Consider the following 15,169-nt stretch of genomic DNA (forward strand, 5'->3'; position numbering starts at 1 on the left):
GCGCTAGGGTGACCGACGTCATAGCGCTGATCCGAGTACTGGGAGGTCAGTCCAATGAGTCGTTACCTGTACTCGATTGTTCGCTGTCTCCCCGATCCAAAAACGGGAGAGTTCGTCAACATCGGCGCAATAGCGGGAGATCCCGCGACAGGCGACTGGTCGCTGCGTCAACTCAGCAACTTGCAGCGCGTCCGCCGCTTCGTCGACCGTCCCATCCTGGAAACGGCCACAGGGTGCCTGCTCAAGCTGTACGACGACATCGAACGCAACCAGGCGGCACTCCTGGAAGACGCAGGCGAGCCCCTGGGCGAGGACTGGCTGGACCGACTCCACCGTGATTACCGCAACGTCGTGCAGTTCAGCACTCCGGCACCGGTGATCGCAGATGATGCTCAGGATGCACTCGCGTTCGTCTTCGAGCACCTCATAGTCGATCCAGTCGAGTCACCCAGGCATCGCTCGGTCACTCGTCACGCGCTCCAGAGTCAACTGCGGAAGGCCTACCAAGAGGCGAACATCGCCGATCACCTGGTGCGCTCGAAGGTGCAGCTCCATGTGGGAGCGAGGTTGCAGTCTCCGATGGACTTCGCCATCGCCAACGGCAGAGTCGTACAGCTCACCCAGACCTGGTCGTTCCGCCTCGCCCAAGTCGACGAAGTACCCGACAGGGTGAAGTCATGGGGTTACGCGATCGGGCGCTTCCGAGACGGAGAAGATGCTCGGGTGGTAGACGCGTTCGGAAATGTGAGCAGTATCGCTCCAGATGTAGACCTCGAGGTCGTGATCGCTCCGCCGGAGACACCTGAGGAAACGAAGGCATACGAAGAAGCCGAGCAGGTGTTTGAGAACCTCAGGGCCGAGGTGCACGCCTCTCAGGACGTGGGAGCCATCAGCGCCAAAGCGGCGGAGCTGGCGCGCTCTCTCAGTTAGCGTTTCGACCACGTCTCCTCAAGGAACGCGGCCGCCTGCTTCTCGTCCTCGACGAGCTGGCAGGTGTGCTTCCCTTAGACGGCTACGGCATTCGCTCGGCACTCCGTCACTTCAAGAGCATCTCCCGTGACGGCCGACGGGAAACCAACACATACCGAGAAGGCGTGCCTAGGCTATGGGCGTGGCTGCTGAGCCGCCGCACGAGATCGGGGATGACTCCGCAGAGATCTTGCGTCTCCTGCCGGAGAAATGGCACGAGCAGTTCCTCAGTGACTATCACACTGCATTGGAAGCGGCCCATGAGCTGTGGCGCTTCAAGCAGCTTCAGGAGCTCCTGCACATCTGGCGGTTGCATGCGATTGCGGTCTCCAACCCTGATTTCGACCACGCCGAACGGGCGGTGCGTGAGGGACGGCCTGATGAGTTCGTTTCGATGGAGATGGCGTTTCCGGGCTGGGCCGACCGCCAGTGAACTATCGCGTGGAGCTCCACGTCGCAGCACTGGCCCAGATGAAGGAGTTGCCGAGCAAGGAATTCGACGCGCTCCTCGCCAAGACCGTGGATCTGGTCGAGAAGCCGTGGGATGCCCGCATGCTGTTGTACGCGGATCAGCCCGAGTATCGACAGACGACCTTCGGTGACTTCGGCATCATGTACTTCAAGGTCGACGACGCCGCCGAGTTGATCTGGATCTTCAACGCGGCCTGGACGGGCTGATAGCGCCAGGAACATCAGTCGCGATGGTCGACCGTATGCGTGGGCTCAATTCGTACCGGACAGCGCGCGAAGACCTGAAGGATCCCGCATCCGTGCTAGCCGCGATCCACGCCGCCGCCCCGACGATGTCGGAGGAGGAGTTCCAAGCCAAGAAGGCCAAGCTGTCGTGCTGGATGTGACGGGGCCCAGGCAGGGTCTGGTTAACAGCAGGGGCCGATGGTGAATTCTTTCCGTGCAACCTTGCGTAAAGAAAGAATCCTTTACATGATCTTCCTCGTCACCCCTTGTCTCTCCCAGCAGAAGGAAGACACATGCGCGTGCGTACCACCCTCCTGTCCTTAGGGCTGGCCGCTCTGACGGTCACCGGCATGAGCGCTCCGGCACAGGCCGCCACCTGGACCTACATAGGCGCGTACCCCAGCAAGTCCGCGTGCGTCAACGCCGGCCTGTCGTACCAGCGACAAGGCTGGGACGCGTTCAAGTGCGTGCTGATCGCGGGCAGCGAGGTCGACCTCTACGTCAAATAGGTCCCGGCAGACAGTGGCGGCGCGGTCCGGAATCCGGGCGGCGCCGCCGTTCCATGTTCTGGCCCCGACCACGCCGTGCCGATCAGAGAGAGTCTGTCCGAGTACAGTCGAGGCGTGAGCGACATAGCCGCGGCCATCGAAGAGGGCGCGAAGAAGTCCGACGTTCTCTGGCTCACCCTCGACCGCCCGCGCCTGGCCTGGCACGCCTGGCACGAGGGTGCCATCTACCTCGTCACCGGGGGCGGCGAGCAGCAGTTGCCGGGCCTTGTGGGGCTCGACACCGTCCAGGTCATCCTGCGTAGTAAGGACAACGGCGCCAGGCTGGCCGACTTCGAGGCCGACGTCCAGGTGGTCGACCAGGCGGCGGCGCCCGAGGCCATCGCCGCGCTGGCCAAAGGACGGCTCAACGCCCCCGACAGCGAACACCTGACGGACCGCTGGGCACGCGAGTCGACCGTACTGCGACTCACACCGCGCTAACCCGGCCGCACGAAGACGAACGCCCCGCCGACCAACGGGCTTCCAAAAGTCACACCGCGCCGACCGGCCGCTCGAGCTCGTCCTTGGGGAACTCCCTGCCAGGCTCCGGGCCAGCAAGCGGCGGGCTCGGTTCCGGACGGTGGGCGGTGGCGGTCTGGGCGAGGAGGGCGCCTGTGAGGACGATCAGGCCGCCCACGATCTGGAACACGCCCAGCGTCTCCCCCACCAGCGCCCACGCCACCACCGCGCCGCCGATCACCTCCAGCGAGGCCACCGTCGCGCCCACCGCGGCCGTCAGCCGCCGTACCGCGTTCACGCTCAGGATGTACGCGGCGATGGTGGCGATCAGCACCATCCACAGGTACGCCCCGAGCACCGGCAGCGTGTGGCCGCCCTCCGGGGCGGAGGCGCGGGTGAAGGCGTCCCACGGGATGTTCCACGGCCGGGAGAAGGGCACCAGGATCACGGCCGACCCGACCAGGCCCCAGCCGATCAGCCCGAGGGGGTCGATGTCGTCGCCGAAGCTGTCGCTCATCAGGAAGTAGCCCGCGCAGCATGCTCCGGCGAGCAGGCCGAGCAGCAGGCCCAGGGCGTCGAGGCGCAGGCCCTGCCAGGCCTCCACGACGATGGCGAGGCCCACCACCGCGGTCACGGCGCCGACGTAGGCCGCGCGGTGCAGCCGCACCCGGCGTACGAAACGTACCCAGAGCACCACCATCACCGGCGCCATGAACTCCAGCAGCAGCGCGATCCCCACCGGCAGCCGCGTGATGGCCACGAAGTAGAGCGACTGGACCGCGGCCACCGCCACCAGCGCGTACAGGGCGAAGAACGGCAGCCGGGAACGCGGGATCCGCAACGCTCGCGGCTTCACCAAAGCCAGCACGGCCACCAGGAACAGTCCCGCGCCCGCCATGCGCACCCAGACGGCCTCGATCGGGGCCAGCCCGGCGGCTATCAGGTACTTGGCCATCGGGCCGGAGAAGGCGAAACAGCACGAGGACACGAAAGCCAGCGCAAGCCCTGGGTACTTCACGACCAACCTCAAATCCGTAATTACCGTAAGACGCTTTTGATACTGTCATGGCAGGCGTCGGAAGCGCAACGCACCCGCACTGTTAGCCTGCTGACGTGAAGATCTTCGTGGCCCGCCTGGCGGGGACCCCGGTCTTCGACCCCGCAGGCGATCAGATCGGCCGCATCCGAGACGTCGTGGTCGGGCCGCACGACGGCAATCCGCCGAGCGTTCACGGCATGGTGGTCGAGATCCAGCCGCGGCGGCGGGTGTTCCTGCCCATCACCAGGGTGCGCGGCATCGAAGCGGGCTCCGTGATCTTCACGGGACGGCTGAACATGCGCAGGTTCGAACAGCGCGACACCGAGACACTGGTCATCGGGCAGATGCTCGACCTCACCGTGCGGCTCGACGGCGAGCCGGTGACCGTCTACGACGTGGCGATGGAGGAGACCAGGCCGTCGTTCTGGCAGATCACCAAGGTGGCCGTCTACCGGGGCAGGAGGCGGCGCGAGACGAGGATCGTCGACTGGGGCGAGGTGACGGGGTTCGGCGTGCTGCAGAAGGACCAGGGGGCCGCCGGGCTGATCGCCGCCTTCGAGTCGATGCGGGCCGCCGACCTGGCCAGCGCCCTGCACGACCTGCCGGACAAGCGCCGGATCGAGATCGCCCGCGCCCTGGACGACGACCGGCTCGCCGACATCCTGGAGGAGCTGCCACCCACTGACCAGACCGCCATCCTGCGCGCGCTGGAGGTGGAGCGCGCCGCCGACGTCCTGGAGGCGATGGACCCCGACGACGCCGCCGACCTGCTGCACGACCTGCCCGACGAACAGGCGACCCAGCTGCTCGCGCTCATGGAGCCCCAGGAGGCGGCGCCCGTGCGGCGGCTGCTCACCTACGCCGACGACACCGCGGGCGGCATGATGACCAGCGAACCGGTGATCCTGCCGCCCACCGCCACGGTCGCCGAGGCGCTGGCGCACATGCGGCAGAAGGACCTGACGCCCGCCGTCGCGGCCCAGGTCTACGTGACCAGGCCGCCCACCGAGACGCCGACGGGCGCCTATCTGGGGGTGACCCACTTCCAGCGGCTGCTGCGCGAGCCGCCGTCCACGCTGCTCGGCTCGGTCATCGATCCCTCGATCGACCCGATCAGGCCGGAGCTGACCGTGCACGAGGTCGCCTCCTACCTGGCGAACTACAACCTGCTGGCGGCACCGGTCGTGAACGAGCTGGGCAGGCTCGTCGGCGCGGTGACGGTCGACGACGTACTCGACCACATGCTTCCCGAGGACTGGCGAGAAAGGGCCCATCGTGACGACTGAACGCCTCGACCAGCCACGCGCGCTGCGCCGCTCGCTGCGTCCGCACTACGACCCGGAAGCGTTCGGCCGGCTGTCGGAGCAGATCGCCCGCTTCCTCGGCACGGCCCGGTTCATCGTCTACATGACGGTGTTCGTGGCGATCTGGGTGACCTGGAACATCGCCGCCCCGCCGAACCTGCAGTTCGACTCCTATCCGTTCATCTTCCTCACGCTCATCCTGTCCCTGCAGGCTTCCTACGCCGCGCCGCTCATCCTGCTGGCCCAGAACCGGCAGGACGACCGGGACCGCGTCCAGTACGAGCAGGACCGCGCGGCGGCCGACCGCAACCAGGCCGACGTCGAATACCTGACCCGTGAGATCGCCGGGCTCCGGCTGGCGATCGGCGAGGTGGCCACCCGCGACTACCTGCGCTCGGAGCTGCAGCGGCTGGCCGAGGAGCTCAAGGAGCGTCGGTGATGGCCAGCTTGGCGAGCATCTCGCGGACCAGGCGGATCTCACCTGGCGCCAGCCGGTCGAGGAACTCGGACCTGATCCCGCGCAGGTAGGTGGGGGTGGCCTCGGCCAGCCGGGCCGCGCCCCGGTCCGTCAGCACCGCGAACAACCCCCGCGCGTCGCTCGCGCACGCCTCGCGCGCCACCAGCCCGTCGCGCTGGAGCCGGTCGATGAGCCTGGTCAGACCGCTGCGCGAGAGCAGCACCCGGCCGGCCAGATCGTTCATCCGCAGCCGCCACCCCGGCGCCTCCGACAGCTGGGTCAGCACGTCATAGGAGGCCAGCGGCAGGCAGTGGGCCACGAGCAACTCGGCCTCCAGATGGCGGGTGATGTGCACCTGGGCCCGCTGCAGCATCCGCCAGACCGTCAGCTCCTCGGTGGTCAGGCCCTCGTCACGCTGAAGAGTCACGGAGTAACCTTAGAACGTTGCACGGACACCTAACACAGCTCGGATTATCCGCGCGGGGTCCCTGGTTCATACGATGGAGGGGCATCCTCACCGGCGTGCAGCGCCCGGTCACACATATACGACTAAGGAGGGACGGCACTCCCTCGTGCCGAGACTTCGATGGCACCAACACAGGAACAGGTGACGGCGGCCCTCGCCACCGTCATCGACCCCGAGATCCGTCGCCCGATCACCGATCTCGGCATGGTCAAAAGCATCGACATCGGTGCCGACGGTGTCGTGCGCGTGGGTGTCTATCTCACCGTGGCCGGCTGTCCGATGAAGGACACCATCCGCCGCGACGTCGCCACCTCGGTCACCAAACTGGACGGTGTCACGGGCGTCGAGATCGAACTCGACGTGATGAGCACCGAGCAACGCAAGAAGCTCCAGACCACGCTGCGCGGCGACCGGGGACCCGAGAAGGAGATCCCCTTCAACCAGCCGGGCTCGCTGACCCGTGTCTTCGCGGTCGCCAGCGGCAAGGGCGGCGTCGGCAAGTCGTCCGTCACCGTCAACCTGGCCGCCGCCATGGCCGCCAACGGCCTCAAGGTCGGCATCGTCGACGCCGACATCTACGGCCACAGCGTGCCGCGCATGCTCGGCGCCTCGGAGCGTCCCACCAAGGTCGAAGACATGATCATGCCGCCGGTGGCGCATGACATCAAGGTCATCTCGGTGGGCATGTTCAAGCCCGAGGGCAACAGCGCGGTGGTCTGGCGCGGGCCTATGCTCGACCGCGCGCTCCACCAGTTCCTCGCCGACGTCTACTGGGGCGACCTCGACGTCCTGCTGCTCGACCTGCCGCCGGGCACCGGCGACATCGCCATCTCGGTGGCCCAGCGGCTGCCGTCGGCGGAGATCCTCGTCGTCACCACCCCGCAGATGGCCGCCGCCGAGGTGGCCGAGCGGGCGGGCTCGATCGCCGCGCAGACGCACCAGCAGATCGCCGGTGTCATCGAGAACATGTCCTGGTTGCCGTGCCCGCACTGCGACGAGCGCATCTCGGTCTTCGGCGAGGGCGGCGGCCAGACCGTGGCCGACGCGCTGACCCGGACCCTGGGGACCCGCGTCCCCCTGCTGGGCCAGATCCCCATCGACCTCCGCCTCCGGGAGGGCGGCGACGAGGGCAAGCCGCTCGTGCTGACGGACCCCGACTCTCCGGCCGCCGCCGAACTCCGCACCATCGCCACCGGCCTGAGCAAGCGCTCCAGCAGCCTCAAGGGGCTCCAGCTGGGGCTGTCTCCGAACCGCTGACGCGCGGACTGACATAGCTAGGGCCCGCTCTCAGAGCGGGCCCTACAGTCTTTTCACGCCTTTGTTTACGGCAGGCACGGTCTTTCCAGCATTTTGTTTTACGGCAGGCCCGGTGAGCCCCACCCGCCGTGCGGGGCCGGGCTCTGTCCAGGGGGACGCTCCTCCGGTGGAGGTGGCGGGCCGCCGTGACGAGACGGTGAGACCGCCCGCGTGGGATTCGTGCCTCAGGTGGCTTCCGCGTCATAGGGAGGCAGCTCGCCATAGCCCAGCTCCTCGACCGGCTCCGCAGTGTAGGGAGCGGTGGCCGGTTCGAGCTGCGGGGACTTGTTGGTCCAGTCGTCCTCGTCTTCGAGCAGGTGCTTGCGGACGAAGTTCTTGGGGTTGAGGTCGCTGGGGTCGAAGTTCTGAAACTCCGGGCCCAGGCCCGCACGCAGGTCGTCTCGCGCGCTGTTGGCCATCCGGCGCAGGTTGCGCAGCGTCTTACCGGCCTGCGAGGCCGCCTGAGGCAGCTTGTCGGGACCGAAGACGAGCAGCGCGATGACGACCAGCGCCCCGATCTCCAACCACCCGAGTCCGAACACCGTGAGCTCCTACCGCAGTCCAACCAATCCGGGAACGACCCCGACCCCTCCAGACTAAGGGCAATCACCCTCACCCCGGCCGCCAGCCCCTGACCAAACAACCTCAAAACCACAACATCCCAGAAAAACCGAAACCCAACTGGTCAATCGCAGAGCACGCGGACGGTCTCACCGTCTCGTCACGGCGCCGAACCACCTCCACCGGAGGAGCGTCCCCCTGGACAGAGCCCAGCCCCGCAGGGTGGGTGGGGCCCACCGTGCCTGCCGTAAAGCAAAAAACTGTAAAGAGTTCTTCAAAAATCAGGATGGGGTCGGGGTGGGACCATCATCAGCAGTGACGACGAGGCTGGCGGTGCGTTCCTGGCCGGCGCGTTGGTACTTGATGGTGATCTTGGAGCCGGGAGCCTTGCTGCGGATCAGGGCGATCAGCTCGTTGCCGTCCTGCAGCATCAGCCCGTCGATCTCCAGGATCACGTCGCCCGCCTTGAGACCCGCCTTCGCGGCGGGGCCGTTCTCGTCCACAGGCGCGCGGCCTTCGACGCGGTCCGAGGCGATGCGGACGCCCTGGCCCTTGTAGTCCTTGTCCAGGACGATGCCGATCTTCGGGCGCTTGGCCTTGCCGGTCGTGATGATCTCCTCGGCGACGCGGCGTGCCTGGTTGACCGGGATGGCGAAGCCGAGGCCGATGCTGCCGCCCTGGCTGCTCATGGAGCGGCTCAGTGTGGCGATGGCGGAGTTGACGCCCACGACCTCGCCCTTGCCGTTGACCAGCGGGCCGCCCGAGTTGCCGGGGTTGATCGCGGCGTCGGTCTGGATCGCGCTGATGTAGGCGGGTTCTTCGGTGCTGGTGCCGCTCTCGTCGCCCGCGATGACCGGGCGGTTGAGCGAGCTGACGATGCCGGTGGTCACCGTGCCGGTGAGGCCGAGCGGGGAGCCGATCGCGATGACCGGGTCGCCCACGACCACCTGGTCGGAGTTGCCGAGGGTGATCTCGGGCGTGCCGAACGTCTCTTCCGGCTTGACCACGGCCAGGTCGGAGCCCGGGTCACGGCCGACGATGCGGCCCTTCGTGGTCTTGCGGTTGTTGAACATGATCTGGATGTCGCCGCCCTTGGCGGCCGGGGCCACCACGTGGTTGTTGGTGACCACGTAGCCGTCCTTGATCAGGAAGCCGGAGCCCGACACGCCCTCTGCGCTGCTGGCGTTGACCTCCAGCGAGACCACGCTGGGCCGCACCCGCGCGGACACGCCGGCGACGGAGTCGGGGGCTCGGTTCGTGGCGGCGCTCGGGATCGGGCCGAGGCTGTAGGAAGGGTCGGTGCCGCTGCTGCTCGACCTGGTCATCAGGTAGGTGCCGACGCTGCCCAGCCCCGAGGCGACCAGGGCGATGACGACGGCCAGCACGATCAGGACGCCGGTGCCGGGACCACGCCTGCCCGGCGCTCCCCCGAAGCCGCCCTGCGGACCGCTGGGCGGTGGCGCCCAGCCGGCGCCCATGCCGAGCGCGTTGGGCGGTGGCGGCGGGCGCTTGTCGCCGCCGTAGGGCGGCGCCCCCGCCGAGTTGCCGAAGTAGGGGCTCTCGTAGGCGCGCGTGCTGTTGTGCGGCGTCTCCTCGGCCCTTGCCTGGCCCGGGCCAGGGTAGGAGGGGGTGCCGTACGACGCGGTGTCCGCAGGACGGCCTGAGGGGTCACCCCACCGGCCGCTCTCGAACGAGGCGGTCTCGGACCGCCATCCAGACTGCTCCGCCTGATCATCGGCGGGCAGGAACTCCGGCCGCCCCTGTGGTTCAGGGAAGTCCGACGGCATGCGTCCTTCAGGTGGGCGCGACTCGTCGGTCATCTAGATCTCACCACTCCTTGCCTCGGACACCGCAATCATGGTGTTAACGGCATACGAGAGTTGTAAAGCAATTGTCAGGCAATCCTGCAACATATGTGGACACCTGACAGATTCCCGAACTCAGATCGTATGCCCCTGACGCCATCGACTACGCCACACCGAGTATCCCAGGCAATCCTGGGAGCGGACCTCAAGATCAGGGCGTGGCGGTGGGCAGAGTAGTGGTCGGCGACGACGTGGGCGTGTGCCGCGCCTGCTCGAACATCTCGGCCGGCGGAGCCTGGGCGGTCTGGCCGACGCCGGAGACGGCGAAAAAGGTGCCGAGCGCGACGGCCGCGGAGACCACACCGACCGCCACATAGGTGCTACGCCGCCTAGTCCCGCGCCCAGGGCCCGAAGCGCCACCAGTCGCGTCCCTGCGCGGGCGGTTGTCCAGCGGGGCGATGCTGTGCGGCCCAGGGATGGGGACCCCGCCGAACGTCCGGGTAGGGAAAGGCCGCTCCCTGGGCGGCAGGGGGCCGCCGGGCTCGGACATCCGCAGCAGCGACATGGTGAGATCGGCCGGCATCACCGGACCGTCGAGCGACCGCAGGCGCGACTTCAGCGCCCGCATCGACTCGACCTCCCGCCGGCAGTCGCCACAAAAGGTCAGATGGGCTAGAGCGCGGTCGCGTTCGGTGTGATTCAGCTCACCGTCCACGAGCGCGGAAACACGTTCTCCAAGATGCGACATATCAGACTTCCTCCCCACGGGTTCCCGATGGGAATGATGGCGGGGGGAGTTGGGAATTACGGGGGGCCCGGTGATCGAGCGCCTCCCGCAACTGCGCCCGGCCACGGTGAATACGGCTTCGGACCGTACCCAGCTTGACGCCGAGCGTGGCCGCGATCTCCTCGTACGACAGACCTTCGATGTCACACAGCACGATCGCGGCCCGGAACTCCGGTGCGAGCGCGTCGAGCGCGGCCTGGATGTCCGGCTCAAGGTGAGCGTCATCGAACGCCTGCGCCGGTGACGGCTCGCGCCCGCGCAGCCGTTCGGCCGCGTCGTCGGCGAGCCCCTCGAACCGGATGCGCTGCTTGCGCCGCGCCATGTCGAGGAACAGGTTCGTCGTGATCCGGTGCAGCCAGCCCTCGAACGTTCCGGGGGTGTAACTCGATAGGGACCTGAAGACCCGCACGAAAACCTCTTGGGTGAGGTCTTCGGCATCGTGGACGTTGCCGGTCAGGCGATACGCCAGCCGGTATACGCGTGCGGAATGAGTCCGCACCACTTCCTCCCAGGTGGGAGGAGTCCAGTCAGACACGGGAGTATCGGCCTGGTGGTCACTTTCGTCCACCAGAACTCCTCTCATTGGGACCACCGCTACCGCCATAGTGCCTGGTTTCGTCCCTTCGTGCGTACTGCCTGCCTTCCGGACCGGCAAAGCCCGTTTAAACCTGCAACGCCTCAAGGCCGTCTTGAGTTCCCGTCCCGGCGTGTCTCCCCTAGGCTGCGATCGGTGACCAATCGCACGAAAGTGGGGGGAGGAGGCCGATGACCAGTCCGGTAGAGGCCACTCTGGCCTATGCGGAGCAGTTCCATCACGAAGATGAGATCCTGCACGCGGCGCGGCTGCGCGGCCTGGAGATGGGTGCCACACCCATCCTTCCCGGGGGCGGAGCGGCACTCTGCTTCCTCGCCACGGCCGTCAACGCCAAGTCGGTCGTCGAGATCGGCACCGGCTGCGGCGTCTCAGGCCTCTGGCTGCTCCGCGGCATGCGCCCCGACGGCACGCTGACCAGCGTCGACGTGGAGCAGGAGCACCAGCGGCTGGCCAGGCAGGCGTTCGCGGAGGCCGGGTTCTCCGGTGGGCGGGTGCGGCTGATCGGCGGACGGGCGCTCGACGTGCTGCCCCGGCTCTCCGACGGCGGCTACGACATGGTCTTCGCCGACGGCGCCAAGCAGGAGTACGCCGACTACCTGGCCGAGGCTGTCAGGCTGCTGCGCGTGGGCGGCATCGTCGCCTTCGACAACGTCCTCTGGCACAACCGCGTGGCCGACCCGGCGCAGCGCGACCCCGACACGGTCGCGCTGCGCGAACTGGGCAAGCTCGTGCAGTCCGACGACCGCCTGCGCTCGCTGTTGATGCCGCTGGGCGACGGGCTGCTCGCCGCCGTCAAGACCGCGTCCTAACGCGTCAGCCACTCCAGCAGCACCCGCACCCCGAACCCGGTCGCGCCCTTGGTCAGCACACCGTCGTCCACGGTGCTGCGCCCGACGCCCGCGATGTCGAGGTGCGCCCACGGCCGCTTGCCCGCGAACTCCCTCAGGAACAACGCCGCCGTGATCGACCCGGCCCCAAAGGTGGAACCGCTCTCCACGTTGGCCAGGTCCGCGATGGGCGAGTCCAGTGCCGGCGCGTAGTCGTCGATCAGCGGCATCCGCCACAGCCGGTCGTCACTGACCTGCCCCGCGTCGACCAGCCGCCGGGCCAGGTCGTCGTCGGTGGCGTAGACGGCACCGTAGCCACGGCCCAGCGCGACGGTGATCGCCCCGGTGAGTGTGGCGATGTCGACGACCGCGTCGGGGTCGAGCTCGGCGTCGGCGTAGGCGAGCGCGTCGGCCAGCACCAGCCGCCCCTCAGCGTCCGTGTTGAGCACCTCGACCGTGCGTCCGCCGTAGTGCTTGATGACGTCGCTGGGCCGCTGGGCCGTACCCGAAGGCATGTTCTCGGCCGACGCGATCAGGCCGGTGACCCGCACCGGCGCGCCGAGCCGGGCGAGCGCGGAGATGACGGCGATCACCACGGCGCCGCCCGCCATGTCGGTCTTCTGGGTCTTCATGTTCTCGTTCGGCTTGAGCGACAGGCCGCCCGAGTCGAACGTGATGCCCTTGCCCACCAGCACCACATGCCGGTCGCTCGGCTCGGCCGGGGTGTAGGAGAGCTGGATGAGGCGGGGCGGATTGGCCGAGCCCTGGCCGACGGCCAGGATGCCGCCGAAGCCGCCCGCCTGGAGCTGCTCCTCGTCCCAGACGCGTACCGGCACGTCGTGCTCGGCCGCGCGCTCGGCCAGCCAGGCCGGGTTCTTGACCGACGCGGGCGTGTTGGTCAGGTCGCGGGCCAGCGCCACCGCCTGGGCCACGGTCTGGCCCCGCCGCACCGAGCCCTCGTCGGCGCCCACGAACGTCAGCGCGCGCACGGGCAGCTTGCCCGGCGCGCCGATCTTGAAGGTGTAGGCCGCCAGCAGCGCCGCCTCGGCGAAGGCCGTCACGTCTCCCCGCGGCGGCACCACGGCCAGCGCCTGCTTGCCCTTGGCCTTGCGGGTGAGCGCCGCCGCCGCCTTGCGCAGCGCGCGCGGCGAGCCGTCGCCGACCCCGTACAGCAGCACCCGGCCGACACCACCCTCCCGCGCCACCGGGACCTCGACCACCTCACCCGCCTCGCCCTTGGCGTCGTAGTGCGCCAGCAGGGCCGCCGCCGGCACGTGCAGGTCGAGCTCGATGGCGGGAACAAGATCGGCGTCAAAGGGCACCGCCAGCAGCTCGACGTCCGCTGGGACGTCGGCCACCACCGATGCCGTGGTCTCAATGGGCACGCAAATCCACCTCAAACGTCGGCGGCCCTGGCGCGGATGCACGCCAGGGCCGGGAAACGACCTGTGTCTCGGGAACTCTCAGCCGACGACGTTCTTCAACGCCTCGCCGAGCGCCTTCGCCTCGTCGGCGGAAATCTCCACGACGAGCCGGCCGCCACCCTCCAGGGGGACCCGCATAACAATGCCGCGCCCTTCCTTGGTGACCTCCAGCGGACCATCGCCGGTCCGCGGCTTCATCGCCGCCATGCGTGCATCCCTTCCTGCCTTGGGCTCCCGCGGCCCGCGATTTCGACCGCCCGTGAGGATGGCCGACGCATTCACGTCATCTGTGATGTCCTATTCTCCCGCATCGAGAGCGCTCATGGGTAACGATCTCCTCCCAGAATGCGTTGTCCTGGCTGGCGAAGGCGTCCAAACTGGACTTCGTGCACGCTCGCGCCGCTCTGTTCGACCTCTATGGAGACCACCTGCGCTCGCGCGGTGGGCAGGCGTCCGTGGCCGCGCTGGTACGGCTCATGAAGCCCTTGGAAATCGCCGCTCCAGCCGTACGGACCGCTGTTTCCCGCATGGTGCGGCAGGGCTGGCTGCAGCCCGTCAGGCTGCCCCAAGGCGCTGGTTACGGACTTACCCCGAAGTGCGTCAGACGTCTGGACGAGGCGGCGTTGAGAATTTACCGAGCCGGAACTCTGAGCTGGCGTGGCCGGTGGCACGTGATCGTGTTCGGGCCGGTCAAGGACCGTGCGCGCCGGGAGCGGATCCGCGCCGACCTGACGTTCCTGGGTTACGCCGCGCTGTCGGAGACGACCTGGATCGGCCCGCGTTCGTCGATCGAACTGGACAACCTGCTGGACAGTGAGGGCGTGCGCGCCGACAGATTCGACGCGGCGCTTGAGGGCGACCCGCGCGAACTGGTGGCCCGCGCCTGGGATCTGACCGCCATCGGCGCGGCGTACGAGGACTGGCTGTCAGAAGCTGTCAATCTGGTCGGCGCGCTGCCCGGCGGCGCCCCGGCTGATCAGGTGTTCGCGACCAGGAGCAAACTCGTGCACGGATGGCGCAACTTCCTGTTCCGGGATCCCGGCCTTCCGCCGGAACTGCTGCCGTCCGGCTGGCCGGGAGAGAAGGCCAGGGCCTACTTCGAGCAGGAGGCGAGCCGCCTGCTGCCCGCGGCCGCCGCGTTCGTCGACAGGGAGCTACCTTGATCCGCTATGACGTGACCGATTCCGTCGCCACCATCACTCTCGACCGGCCCGACGCGATGAACTCGCTGACCGCCCAGCTGAAGACGGCCCTGCTCGACTCGCTGCACCGCGCCGCCGCCGACCCCGGGGTCCGCGCGGTGCTGCTCACCGGCTCCGGACGGGCCTTCTGCGCGGGCCAGGACCTGCGTGAGCACGCTGACAACCTGGAGGCGGGCCGCGGCCTGGCCAACACGGTCCGCGAGCACTACAACCCGATTGTGGAGCTGATCACCACCATGGCCAAGCCGGTCGTGGCCGCGGTCAACGGCGTGGCCGCCGGGGCGGGCGCCTCGCTGGCCTTCGCCTGCGACCTGCGGGTGGCCTCGGAGAAGGCCAAGTTCGCGATGGCGTTCACCGGAATCGGCCTGGCACCCGACTCGGGCGCGTCGTGGACGCTGGCCCGCCTGGTCGGCCCGGGGCGGGCGGCCGAACTCCTGCTGCTCGGCGAGCCGCTCAGTGCCGCCCGCGCGCTCGAACTGGGCGTGGTCACGCGCGTGGTGCCCGCCGACGACGTGCTCAAGACCGCCCAGGAGCTGGCCGTACGACTGGCGGCGGGGCCGACCGTCGCGTTCGCGGCCACGAAGCGGGCGCTGGCCTACGCCACGACGCACTCGCTGCCGGAGACACTGGCCTTGGAGGCCGACCTGCAGGACGCGTGCGCGGCCACCCAGGACCACGTCGACGCCACGCGGGCTTTCCTGGCCAAGGAGCAGCCGTCGTTCCACGGCCGCTGA

The 15,169-nt window shown here is 68.3% G+C and carries 20 protein-coding genes; 12 read left to right on the forward strand and 8 right to left on the reverse strand.

Translation table 11 applies throughout. From position 1 onward, the window contains the following. Positions 1-54 precede the first annotated feature (54 nt). The 6 genes from ACGFNP_RS32070 to ACGFNP_RS32095 all read left to right on the forward strand — a co-directional run bounded on the left by ACGFNP_RS32070 (position 55) and on the right by ACGFNP_RS32095 (position 2,654). A complete protein-coding gene (locus ACGFNP_RS32070; protein ID WP_358328740.1) occupies positions 55-930 on the forward strand; it encodes a DUF3037 domain-containing protein in 876 nt (291 codons plus the stop codon). Positions 931-1,111: 181 nt separating this feature from the next. Further along, positions 1,112-1,402, forward strand: coding sequence for a DUF6247 family protein (locus ACGFNP_RS32075; protein WP_393325152.1), 291 nt, complete (start codon positions 1,112-1,114; stop codon positions 1,400-1,402). 8 nt (positions 1,403-1,410) lie between these two features. Then, entirely contained in the window at positions 1,411-1,647 is a 237-nt protein-coding gene (locus ACGFNP_RS32080) for a hypothetical protein (protein WP_393325154.1), read from the forward strand. A 35-nt stretch (positions 1,648-1,682) separates the two neighbouring features. Next, on the forward strand, positions 1,683-1,826 hold the full coding sequence (locus tag ACGFNP_RS32085; RefSeq protein ID WP_358328732.1) for a hypothetical protein: 144 nt from the start codon (positions 1,683-1,685) through the stop codon (positions 1,824-1,826). A gap of 132 nt (positions 1,827-1,958) precedes the next feature. After that, positions 1,959-2,174, forward strand: coding sequence for a hypothetical protein (locus tag ACGFNP_RS32090; RefSeq protein ID WP_393325156.1), 216 nt, complete (start codon positions 1,959-1,961; stop codon positions 2,172-2,174). A 114-nt stretch (positions 2,175-2,288) separates the two neighbouring features. Then, complete coding sequence (locus ACGFNP_RS32095; protein WP_358328728.1) at positions 2,289-2,654, forward strand: hypothetical protein; 366 nt, start codon at positions 2,289-2,291, stop codon at positions 2,652-2,654. Positions 2,655-2,703: 49 nt separating this feature from the next. On the opposite strand, the gene ACGFNP_RS32100 is transcribed toward ACGFNP_RS32095, so the two are convergent. After that, a complete protein-coding gene (locus ACGFNP_RS32100; protein WP_393325159.1) occupies positions 2,704-3,690 on the reverse strand; it encodes a DMT family transporter in 987 nt (328 codons plus the stop codon). A 95-nt stretch (positions 3,691-3,785) separates the two neighbouring features. Here ACGFNP_RS32100 and ACGFNP_RS32105 point away from each other — a divergent pair, with 95 nt between their 5' ends. Beyond that, complete coding sequence (locus tag ACGFNP_RS32105; RefSeq protein WP_393325161.1) at positions 3,786-4,997, forward strand: magnesium transporter MgtE N-terminal domain-containing protein; 1,212 nt, start codon at positions 3,786-3,788, stop codon at positions 4,995-4,997. Then, entirely contained in the window at positions 4,987-5,454 is a 468-nt protein-coding gene (locus tag ACGFNP_RS32110) for a DUF1003 domain-containing protein (protein WP_219538148.1), read from the forward strand. Before ACGFNP_RS32105 ends, ACGFNP_RS32110 begins: the two co-directional genes overlap by 11 nt. On the opposite strand, the gene ACGFNP_RS32115 is transcribed toward ACGFNP_RS32110, so the two are convergent. Beyond that, positions 5,438-5,899 (reverse strand): MarR family winged helix-turn-helix transcriptional regulator, encoded by a 462-nt coding sequence (locus ACGFNP_RS32115; protein WP_393325163.1) that lies wholly within the window; start codon positions 5,897-5,899, stop codon positions 5,438-5,440. The genes ACGFNP_RS32110 and ACGFNP_RS32115 overlap by 17 nt on opposite strands. 159 nt (positions 5,900-6,058) lie before the next feature. Between ACGFNP_RS32115 and ACGFNP_RS32120 the strand changes: the two genes are divergently transcribed. After that, on the forward strand, positions 6,059-7,195 hold the full coding sequence (locus ACGFNP_RS32120) for an Mrp/NBP35 family ATP-binding protein (RefSeq protein WP_358328718.1): 1,137 nt from the start codon (positions 6,059-6,061) through the stop codon (positions 7,193-7,195). 224 nt (positions 7,196-7,419) lie between these two features. Here the strand turns inward: ACGFNP_RS32120 and ACGFNP_RS32125 are convergent, their stop codons facing one another. From ACGFNP_RS32125 to sigE, 4 genes are all read right to left on the reverse strand, one after another. Further along, positions 7,420-7,776, reverse strand: coding sequence for a sec-independent translocase (locus ACGFNP_RS32125; protein WP_393325165.1), 357 nt, complete (start codon positions 7,774-7,776; stop codon positions 7,420-7,422). Between the two features lie 300 nt (positions 7,777-8,076). Further along, positions 8,077-9,615 (reverse strand): trypsin-like peptidase domain-containing protein, encoded by a 1,539-nt coding sequence (locus ACGFNP_RS32130; RefSeq protein ID WP_393325167.1) that lies wholly within the window; start codon positions 9,613-9,615, stop codon positions 8,077-8,079. 196 nt (positions 9,616-9,811) lie between these two features. Then, the gene (locus tag ACGFNP_RS32135; protein ID WP_358328709.1) at positions 9,812-10,348 is read right to left on the reverse strand and encodes an anti-sigma factor; all 537 of its coding nucleotides are present in this window, start codon (positions 10,346-10,348) and stop codon (positions 9,812-9,814) included. 1 nt (position 10,349) lies between these two features. Continuing rightward, positions 10,350-10,970: an RNA polymerase sigma factor SigE gene (gene sigE, locus ACGFNP_RS32140; protein WP_372451219.1), complete on the reverse strand. Its 621-nt coding sequence runs from the start codon at positions 10,968-10,970 to the stop codon at positions 10,350-10,352. Positions 10,971-11,152: 182 nt separating this feature from the next. On the opposite strand from sigE, the gene ACGFNP_RS32145 reads away from it, so the two are divergent. Beyond that, positions 11,153-11,791, forward strand: coding sequence for an O-methyltransferase (locus ACGFNP_RS32145; protein WP_358328705.1), 639 nt, complete (start codon positions 11,153-11,155; stop codon positions 11,789-11,791). On the opposite strand, the gene ACGFNP_RS32150 is transcribed toward ACGFNP_RS32145, so the two are convergent. Both ACGFNP_RS32150 and ACGFNP_RS32155 read right to left on the reverse strand, forming a co-directional pair. Continuing rightward, positions 11,788-13,194 (reverse strand): leucyl aminopeptidase, encoded by a 1,407-nt coding sequence (locus ACGFNP_RS32150; protein ID WP_393325169.1) that lies wholly within the window; start codon positions 13,192-13,194, stop codon positions 11,788-11,790. The genes ACGFNP_RS32145 and ACGFNP_RS32150 overlap by 4 nt on opposite strands. A gap of 78 nt (positions 13,195-13,272) precedes the next feature. Next, complete coding sequence (locus ACGFNP_RS32155; protein WP_020545024.1) at positions 13,273-13,440, reverse strand: DUF3117 domain-containing protein; 168 nt, start codon at positions 13,438-13,440, stop codon at positions 13,273-13,275. Positions 13,441-13,619: 179 nt separating this feature from the next. Here ACGFNP_RS32155 and ACGFNP_RS32160 point away from each other — a divergent pair, with 179 nt between their 5' ends. Both ACGFNP_RS32160 and ACGFNP_RS32165 read left to right on the forward strand, forming a co-directional pair. Continuing rightward, positions 13,620-14,396, forward strand: a complete 777-nt coding sequence (locus tag ACGFNP_RS32160; RefSeq protein ID WP_358328699.1) for a PaaX family transcriptional regulator C-terminal domain-containing protein — start codon at positions 13,620-13,622, stop codon at positions 14,394-14,396. Then, positions 14,393-15,169 (forward strand): enoyl-CoA hydratase-related protein, encoded by a 777-nt coding sequence (locus tag ACGFNP_RS32165; protein ID WP_393325171.1) that lies wholly within the window; start codon positions 14,393-14,395, stop codon positions 15,167-15,169. Before ACGFNP_RS32160 ends, ACGFNP_RS32165 begins: the two co-directional genes overlap by 4 nt.

Origin of the sequence: Nonomuraea sp. NPDC049269 (assembly GCF_043197155.1) — a bacterium.
Lineage (GTDB): Bacteria > Actinomycetota > Actinomycetes > Streptosporangiales > Streptosporangiaceae > Nonomuraea.

Coding starts and splice junctions, on each gene's coding strand:
- ACGFNP_RS32070 (WP_358328740.1), top strand. CDS start 55: ATGAGTCGTTACCTGTACTCGATTGTTCGCTGTCTCCCCGATCCAAAA.
- ACGFNP_RS32085 (WP_358328732.1), top strand. CDS start 1,683: ATGCGTGGGCTCAATTCGTACCGGACAGCGCGCGAAGACCTGAAGGAT.
- ACGFNP_RS32090 (WP_393325156.1), top strand. CDS start 1,959: ATGCGCGTGCGTACCACCCTCCTGTCCTTAGGGCTGGCCGCTCTGACG.
- ACGFNP_RS32120 (WP_358328718.1), top strand. CDS start 6,059: ATGGCACCAACACAGGAACAGGTGACGGCGGCCCTCGCCACCGTCATC.
- ACGFNP_RS32130 (WP_393325167.1), bottom strand. CDS start 9,615: ATGACCGACGAGTCGCGCCCACCTGAAGGACGCATGCCGTCGGACTTC.
- ACGFNP_RS32135 (WP_358328709.1), bottom strand. CDS start 10,348: ATGTCGCATCTTGGAGAACGTGTTTCCGCGCTCGTGGACGGTGAGCTG.
- sigE (WP_372451219.1), bottom strand. CDS start 10,970: ATGAGAGGAGTTCTGGTGGACGAAAGTGACCACCAGGCCGATACTCCC.
- ACGFNP_RS32145 (WP_358328705.1), top strand. CDS start 11,153: ATGACCAGTCCGGTAGAGGCCACTCTGGCCTATGCGGAGCAGTTCCAT.
- ACGFNP_RS32155 (WP_020545024.1), bottom strand. CDS start 13,440: ATGGCGGCGATGAAGCCGCGGACCGGCGATGGTCCGCTGGAGGTCACC.